The organism is Neobacillus drentensis (genome assembly GCF_036962125.1).
GTDB lineage: Bacteria > Bacillota > Bacilli > Bacillales > Cytobacillaceae > Neobacillus > Neobacillus drentensis_B.
The window spans coordinates 9,555-17,580 of sequence record NZ_JBALOA010000022.1 but is presented as its reverse complement, the minus strand read 5'-3'; the positions used below and the strand labels follow the sequence as shown (position 1 = coordinate 17,580).

11 protein-coding genes are annotated in these 8,026 nt (G+C 38.5%); 4 read left to right on the top strand and 7 right to left on the bottom strand.

Translation table 11 applies throughout. The features are described from left to right. Positions 1-78: 78 nt before the first annotated feature. The 3 genes from V7121_RS18880 to V7121_RS18870 form a co-directional block, all read right to left on the bottom strand. Positions 79-1,164 (bottom strand): GGDEF domain-containing protein, encoded by a 1,086-nt coding sequence (locus tag V7121_RS18880; protein ID WP_335547418.1) that lies wholly within the window; start codon positions 1,162-1,164, stop codon positions 79-81. A gap of 305 nt (positions 1,165-1,469) precedes the next feature. Beyond that, a complete protein-coding gene (locus V7121_RS18875; RefSeq protein ID WP_335547416.1) occupies positions 1,470-2,396 on the bottom strand; it encodes a hypothetical protein in 927 nt (308 codons plus the stop codon). Positions 2,397-2,465: 69 nt separating this feature from the next. Beyond that, on the bottom strand, positions 2,466-2,939 hold the full coding sequence (locus V7121_RS18870; protein ID WP_335547414.1) for an Hsp20/alpha crystallin family protein: 474 nt from the start codon (positions 2,937-2,939) through the stop codon (positions 2,466-2,468). A 224-nt stretch (positions 2,940-3,163) separates the two neighbouring features. On the opposite strand from V7121_RS18870, the gene V7121_RS18865 reads away from it, so the two are divergent. Genes V7121_RS18865 through V7121_RS18850 form a run of 4 tightly spaced genes read left to right on the top strand, consistent with a single transcriptional unit; the run spans position 3,164 to position 4,193 of the window. Continuing rightward, positions 3,164-3,394 carry a hypothetical protein gene (locus V7121_RS18865; protein WP_335547413.1) on the top strand — a complete coding sequence of 77 codons (231 nt, stop codon included), beginning with the start codon at positions 3,164-3,166 and terminating at the stop codon, positions 3,392-3,394. An 18-nt stretch (positions 3,395-3,412) separates the two neighbouring features. Beyond that, positions 3,413-3,667 (top strand): hypothetical protein, encoded by a 255-nt coding sequence (locus V7121_RS18860; RefSeq protein WP_335501395.1) that lies wholly within the window; start codon positions 3,413-3,415, stop codon positions 3,665-3,667. A 10-nt stretch (positions 3,668-3,677) separates the two neighbouring features. Then, positions 3,678-3,911, top strand: coding sequence for a hypothetical protein (locus V7121_RS18855; protein WP_335547411.1), 234 nt, complete (start codon positions 3,678-3,680; stop codon positions 3,909-3,911). Between the two features lie 45 nt (positions 3,912-3,956). After that, on the top strand, positions 3,957-4,193 hold the full coding sequence (locus tag V7121_RS18850; protein WP_335501400.1) for a spore germination protein: 237 nt from the start codon (positions 3,957-3,959) through the stop codon (positions 4,191-4,193). A gap of 251 nt (positions 4,194-4,444) precedes the next feature. Here V7121_RS18850 and V7121_RS18845 read toward each other — a convergent pair whose 3' ends face one another. Genes V7121_RS18845 through V7121_RS18830 form a run of 4 tightly spaced genes read right to left on the bottom strand, consistent with a single transcriptional unit; the run spans position 4,445 to position 7,556 of the window. Beyond that, a complete protein-coding gene (locus V7121_RS18845; protein WP_335547409.1) occupies positions 4,445-5,650 on the bottom strand; it encodes a hypothetical protein in 1,206 nt (401 codons plus the stop codon). Positions 5,651-5,662: 12 nt separating this feature from the next. Further along, positions 5,663-6,493 carry a hypothetical protein gene (locus V7121_RS18840; RefSeq protein WP_335501405.1) on the bottom strand — a complete coding sequence of 277 codons (831 nt, stop codon included), beginning with the start codon at positions 6,491-6,493 and terminating at the stop codon, positions 5,663-5,665. After that, positions 6,490-7,179, bottom strand: coding sequence for an ABC transporter ATP-binding protein (locus V7121_RS18835; protein WP_335501407.1), 690 nt, complete (start codon positions 7,177-7,179; stop codon positions 6,490-6,492). The genes V7121_RS18840 and V7121_RS18835 overlap by 4 nt, the downstream gene beginning before the upstream one ends. 11 nt (positions 7,180-7,190) lie before the next feature. Beyond that, a complete protein-coding gene (locus V7121_RS18830; RefSeq protein ID WP_335501410.1) occupies positions 7,191-7,556 on the bottom strand; it encodes a GntR family transcriptional regulator in 366 nt (121 codons plus the stop codon). Positions 7,557-8,026: the final 470 nt, after the last annotated feature.

Below are 8,026 nucleotides of genomic sequence, written 5' to 3'. Positions count from 1 at the left end.
AGGGAAATGAGACGCCTCCTCTTTTACCGGGGATACCTTCATTTCCACCTTAAGGGAAATGATATCTTTTAAAACCTATCAATCTTTGACAAATATCAGGTCGTGACAGGCCCCAAGATTTACACAAACAATTTGATTTCTTCCATTATCCTTCGCCTCATAAAGCAGTTTATCGGCCTTTTTTACTAACTGATTAGGAGTTTCACCGTTTTGTTTACAACATCCAAAACTCATCGTTACAGAAAAGGGTTCTCCTTCACAAGAAAAACAATGGTTAGCAACAGCTTGTTTGACTTGAACTAAGATCCTATTTACTTCAAATTGTTCCTTCGTATAGAGAATGATGGCAAATTCTTCTCCTCCATATCGGAAAACCTTCCCTGTTTTCTCCGGAATAATAGAAGTAATCATTGCTCCAATCTGACGTAACACTAAATCTCCCATTACATGTCCATATTTATCATTAATACACTTAAACTTATCAATATCAGTGAGAGCAAGGTGAAATTCTAGACCATTCTCGATATCTTCTCGTAAACACTCCTGAAATGAGCGGTGGTTCAATAAATTTGTTAGATAATCACGGTTCGCCACTTCGACTAACATGTTTTTTTCTGAATGATGCTTCCTTTCTCTCGATACAATAATCCCGCCTAAACCTCCAATCAGGAACAAAAAGAGCACTTGGCAAAGATAATTGACGATACTATCAAAAGAAGAGATATCTGAAACTTGTTTTAAAAAAATGATAGAATACACAGAGATAAATAGAATAGCAGCAATGATTCCCCCTAAAAATCTCCAATAAACAGCAATATGTAAAATAATTAAATAGGCCAGTGGAAACAGCGGACTTTCGATTCCTCCTGTTAAGGGGACAAGGGTAGAAAAAGCAATAAAGTCAAAGAACGGTCCACATTTGGCCATAAATGTGTACATCCTCGATCCTTCTGGTGACCTATGCAAATAATAATCTGAAACCCCCATATAGATTAATCCGAAAACAACTAAAGGAACAAATAGGGTAAGTTTTATCTGAACTGGATCTTCAACATATTGAAGTATGAAGACAGTAATTGATACGACCAAAAAGAACCAGCGCAAAGAAGAAAATATGATTTCAAGTGCATGGCCTGACTGATAAGCTTCTCTTAAAAACTTCATTTCATTCACATCCTGCTAAAATTTTCTCTTTTTTCTTAATTATAAAGTAAAAGCTAATGTAATCTACTAAAATTTGTTAGTTGATATGAAATTAGTATGTTTCGAAAAGAATACTTCCTCCATATACTCCTCTAATCACCCTCATTTTTGGAATACGAAAAGTTTGTTTGCGAAAGTATGGAGTTTATTTGCGAAACTAGATGATTTGTTTGCGAAACCAGGACCTTTGTTTGCGAAACCACACGATTTGTTTGCGAAACCATAGAAATGCCCAGCTCCAATTATATTGGAACTGGGCGCTTTACCTAGATATTAAAGGAATCTCCATCAAGGGACGAATCATCCTCCTCAATCCCGATTTCGGTGAAGTGTTCCTCCTCCTCGCCAGGGATGGGTGCGGAATCGCTTGATGACTCAGCTTTTTCAGGCTTGTCCGGTTCGTCTGTACTGGTTTGCTGTCTTTCCATTTCTTCCTTGGCGGCCTTTATCTTTTCTATTTCCTCTTTTACTTCCTGCGTTACTCTGCTAGGTATCACATCTTTGCCATAGGTCGCTCCAATATTGAGGGCACCGCTCAACTCGTGAATGCCAATCTGGCCAATGTTATTGTTTTGCTCATATTTATCTAAATAAAATTTATCAATATATAACGTTTTAATAATAGGATTCTCATGGGTCTCCTCGCGTTCCTTTTCTAGCATAGTATTTTGCTTTTCTACTAGCTCTCCAATTTGATTGAGGATCCCAGCTTGTACCTCATTGACCCTTTGATAATTTTTCTCCAGCTCACGGACTCTCATGTTGATAAGATTGGTGAATGAGTCACTCGATTCTTGTCCATCACTCCTATTTTCCCGCGGAGGATTACACTCCGCACCCATAGCTCTTTCTGATTGATTAGCCTTTTGTGCCAAAAGAATTTCTTGAACCATCTTCTCCAGGTTGTCGATTCTCTGTGACAGCAGATTCAATTCTTTTTTACTTTCAACGTTACTTTTTGAGAGAAGCTCCTGTTGGGCATCCACCTTTTTCTGCTCAGTCGATGATTTCCTGTCTTTTACAAGCTTGTCCGTTCCAACCATCGATAGCCGAACCTGCTTTTCAAATTCTAATAATCTTTTTATTTGGACTTCCAGTGTGTTGATCCGCATAATTTGCTTTTCAACATCATCATTTGGGCTGTTTATCAAATTCCTCTTATGATTTCCGCTGAATATCCCTTTAATAGGCATAATAAATCCTCGCAAACTATTATTTATTTTCCTTTATGACAACCAGCGAATGAAATGCCGGGAGATTGATTATTCGATGGGCACCTGTTCCTCGTTAGAAAATTGCCGTTTATAGGAAATGATCAACAAACCATTGCTAAACTTTGCACGAACTTGATTGGGAAGCACTGGTTCTGGAAGCTGGATGATCCGCTCAAAATCTCCATTATATCGTTCTTGTTGGACCAGTTCCCCTTTGATGAGAGTTTTTTTGCTTCCTTTTATTAATACCTTTATGCCCGATACAGACAACTGGATATCTTCCCTTAAATACCCCGGCAGATCGGCTACCAAAATAACCTCTTCATCTGTCAAATAGATATCGGTTGGCGGAAAATTTTTACCCCTTACTGGTTCTGATTTTGCCTCTCCGGGCTGGCCAAAATCAAAATTACTTTTCATAAATTCATCAAAGGAGGGCTGCTCAAAAATACCACTCCAAAAGTCATTGGATTGATACTTCTTCGCTAAATCCATCCATTGTAGCATCTTATTCATATCCATGTATGGATCCTCCTCGGAAGATTCGTCAGTATAAAGCTGGTCCATTTATTAATGTGCATCTTATACCATCGTATTTATGATTTATCAAATCATTCATAGAAAAAGGATAATTCGTAAAAAATATTCCTTTTACTGGCGCCTAAATTCACTGTCCTAACATAATCATCATCTGTCCAGCATAGGCTTTTAGTATCCATGGTTTTGAATAGAAAGGATTCTGGTCTATGTTCTTTTTACCAACAACTATAAATATTAAAGGTATAAAACTGAATAACGTGGATCATTTAAGTAACGTATCATTTAATTCAACGATGATTCAAAACAGAAATGTGAGCGCAAAGAAAAACCAAGGAATAGGCCAGCAAATGGCAGATGGAACACTGAGAGCTTTCACCGTCTCATCAATATTCGAAAATGAGCCTCAGGATAGCAGGTCACAAAAAACAACAATTTAAAATGCGTAGGAGGGTTTTATGTCTGGTCCGGTTCCTTACATTAACATCAATATCAATATCATCAAGGTAAACTCTTTTGAGAATGCCTCAGCCATCAATGTCGGGCAAAACCTACTAGCGGAATGGCATAATTCAGACAAAAAAAATATGGGGTTAGGCCAAAATATGGGAGACGGAAGCAACTTTCTCGGTACAAGAAGTTTTGTGGATGACCGTGATCAACTGGATTCCAACTCTACCTTTACATCGACGGCCCAAGTTCCAATTCCATAGGAGTGAGACCATGACATTTGCGCCTGCGACACTTAACATCTTGGGTATTAAAATTAACGCCATTGACCATGGAGGCGTTGTGAATCTTGGACCCAGTCAACATCTGGACCTGTTTGTCTCCTATAAGCGGAATCAAGGAATTGGTGAACAAAACGGAGACTTAAGCCCTACTCTGTTGTCAACTTCTTGGGTTCTTGACAATGATTTAGAAGATAGTACAACAGTAAAGTCAAGTATCCTCTAGCATCCTGTTCCATCTGTCTATCCATTAAAAAATAGGAGTGTTTACATGCTTTTTATTTCTCCGATGGTCATCAATGTGTTGGCCTTTAAAGTTAATAGCGTTGACAATGGAGCAGTCGCAAATATGGGTTCGTTACAATTAATTGACCAATTTATATCCTATAAACGAAATCAGGCATTCGGAGAAGTAATCGGTGACTTGTCCCCTGTCAATCTCTCAGCCAATACCGTATTGGACCCAGATGTCAGTGATAGTAATACAGTTAAAAATAGCGTGGTTTGATTGTAAAAAAAGGCGATTCCTAATATGATTAGGAGTCGCCTTTCTCTAGAATCATTTACATTGAACTCCCTTAAACCTGCCATTCCGTAAGTACTTAATGATTGAACAAAAAGGTTATGGTATCATTTCCCTCGGAGTGAAATGATACCATAACCCGAAGGCGCTTCGATTCTCTGCCTTACTTGAATGCATTAACTTTTAATTGAGAGGGGTTCTGAAACGAGCCACTAGGACTCTCCCTCGGTCACACCCTATTGAACAGACCCTATATCATTCACATGAAAGAGAAAGTCATGTTCGCCTTCCCTCGTGTTTTTTACGATTAATTCTCCTTCATATAATGATTTTCCCGTTAATAAATCACAAATGGAAAGGGTATAGTGATGATTTGTTGCTTGGATGATATAGACTTTTCCATTCATCAATTTTATATATTGAATATTATTATCTGTATGAATAGGCAAATCCACTGTCAGTTTTTTGCCCCATTTATCCTTTTCTAAATCATACTTGCTGACTTCGAAGCCACTCGCTGCTATAGATGGAATATACATGGTTGATTGAAAGATCGCAGACGTATTACTAATCGAACGAAGTACTTCATCGGCAGCCATTATTTTTTTAGACTGATTGTTTTCAAGATCGTACACCATCACGTCATTAACGACTAATTTCGGTTCACCGTCCACTGCCATTTCGCCTTCACCCTGAGCCTGGTTATCTTCATAATTCTCCACTTTAAACAACAGCCACTTCTCTGGTTGTATAGAATAATAATCATTGATAACACTGATTTCTACCCATCCATTCTTTACCGCTGGAGCCGTATATACGACTTCATTTCTTACGACTCTTTGTTCATCAATGTTCATGGTGTAAATATTCAGATCACTTCCACCCGCTGCCCGAGCTCCTCGTGCAATCACCTTTAAGTTACCATCGTTAACTTGGACATCAACAACCTCCATCCAACTGTAAGGTTGACTCTTCGGCACAGCCAACTGGAACGAAGTAGTTTCTTTTGATTTTTTATTTAAGAGGTCAATATCAAAGGAGGAATCTCTAGAATCCTTCGTTATGATCGCGGCAAAGGCAACTAATTCTTTATCTTCATAAAAGTAATTCGGATTGACTTCCTTCCCGCGCATAAAGGTTCGGTACTGTTCGATTAAATGATTGACAACAGGTACCGTGCTATTCCTTGCTAATTTTTGAAACACGGATTGACTATTTAGATTAATCGTTTCATTGTTGGTAATTTGTAGAGATTGATATAGATTACCCACTTCAAGATCCGCATTGATCATCAGATGGGCCACTTCCTCATCATTCCCACTTACCTTTTTAAAATCAATTTTTGTATTCTCTTTGGCTTTCAAACCAGATTGGGTATAAAAAGCCCCAATCACCAGCACCGTAACCATACAAAGCGAGAGGATTTTCCAATATCGTTTCATTTGTGTGCCTCCTTAGACCCTTACTTTTTTCTTTATGAGGATATTCCCTGTCCAAATGGCACCAGATAAAACAATCAGACCTGTTACTAATTCCATGAAAAATACTTCCATTGGGTAAAAGTACTTCCCTAGGAAGATCTCATTCACTAATATGGGAGCTAAACAGATGAGAATCGATGCAGCACTATAAAGAATGCCCCAGAACACCCCTTTGATTCGAAAAGAACGTTCAAACAAAATAGCCGTAAAAACAACCAAGACCGCAGCCATTCCACCGAGATAATAAAGAATAAATTCTCTAAATGTATGTGGAAATAAAATCGCTAAATAGGGGTCCTCAATAATCTCAAATAGCGAGAGATTGGTGCGAAAATCATTGGGAACCAACCTGATGAACAGTTGATTTTCGATGGGCAGTAATACTAGCTGTAAGGCTACTAACCCTAGAATAACTAGTAATATCGTTACCGCCTTCGCTAAATAGACATGAATTCGAGCGGTTGGCAGCATTAACAAGCGATAAATAAATGTATTTTTTCCAAGCCAATCACGATACCAGATAAAGAAAACATAAATACTCAATACCACCAAACAAATTCCAATCGGTCCTAAAAACCAAAGTGTCTGAGTAATATTGTGAAACGACAATTTGCCATTTTGAACGATAAACTCACGCATCGGCATTAATTCCTTGTAAATTGCTTTATTGGCTTGATTGACATATGTTTGTGCTACCACGATTACCCCAGTTAGTTGGGAAAGAATCGTCACACCCATTAACACCATATATAACTTCCAAAAACGATTAAATTCGAAATTGACCAACTTTAAAAAGCGACTCATGCTTGATACACCTCTCTCATGACATCGATGACCGATTTCCCTTCCCTTTCTCTGACCTCTTCGGTATCAAATTCCTTTAGCACAACCCCGTTATCAAGCAACACGACTTTATCAATGAGATGTTCGATGTCATTAATTTCATGAGTGGTGATGATGACACCACGGTTCTCGATTAGATGGCTTGTAAATACCTCCGCAATTTGCTCCCGACTAAAAATATCAATCCCGGAAAAAGGTTCGTCCATTAATACATAATCCACATCCATCGCTAAACCGAGCAGCAGGTTCACTTTGGCGGTATTGCCCTTCGACAGTTCAGAAATCCGATCACTTTCCTTCAGCTTGAAAAAATGAAGCAGTTCGCTCGCCCTTGCTGGATTCCAACAATCATAGAAATCAGCCATAAACGTAAATGCCTCGCTAATTCTCATTTGAGGAAGCATCGTAATGGCATCCGGGATAAACGTGATTTTTTCATAACTTCCTTTATGAATTTTTCTGCCATTAATGAGGATTTCACCACTATCAATAGGGGTTAAGGCCATAATCGCTTTCATAATCGTTGTCTTCCCCACACCATTAATACCAATTAAACAAGTAATCTTCCCTTTTTCAGCCGTAAAGGAAACGCCATTCAACACGTTCTTCCTGCCAAACTTCTTCGTTACCTCTTTCACTTCAATCACCTAAATCCCCCCTATTCCTTCTCATAATTGTTTTTCACCAAATTCAAGGCCTCGTGTAACGGTACATTGATCGACCGAACAGAATGAACAAAGGCATCGACTGCCTCTAAGATCAATTCCTCACGTACCATTTTCAATACATGCTCATCTTTCGTAATGCGACTGTGCACATTTCCTTCCGTAAAAATCAACCCTTGTTCCTCCATTTCTTTATACGCTCGCTGCGCCGTATTCGGATTAATTTTCAGCTGATTCGCTAATTCCCTTCTCGATGGAATCTCCTGTCCTGGTTCAAACAAACCCGTAGCAATTTGTTCTTTAAAATGCCGAATCACTTGCACATAAACAGGATCCCGATTGTTAAACTTTACATCCATAGACCCAACTCCTAAAACATAATGGCTTCTATCTTCTGTATTACTTGGTTAATACAGTTGTTACAAAAAAATTCATGTGTGGAGCTTTTTTATCATGTTTTAATGTATCGATGTATTAAGCCCTTAGTACAGTCAAAACAGTCTAAGGGAATGATTAATGACAAAACACCAAACCTTAGTATGTATTAACCGTATAATACACCTGATAAAATGTATTATACATATAATACACTTTTAATGCAAGAAGGTTTATTGGAACTTTTTGTGAAACAGCGTAGCTTCAATCCCCCTGGTGGGTTCTTTTCCGTGGATTTAATCCTTGTGTTCCTAGACAGGCATAGTCACTTCCTCTAGTTACATTGGGGGCGCTTTTTTTCCCTCAGCGGGAACAAGAGACTTCGAATGATTACCGCTTCGATCCCTTTTTCTACCTCAACGGGCATCATAGACTTCGTATGATTACCGCTTCG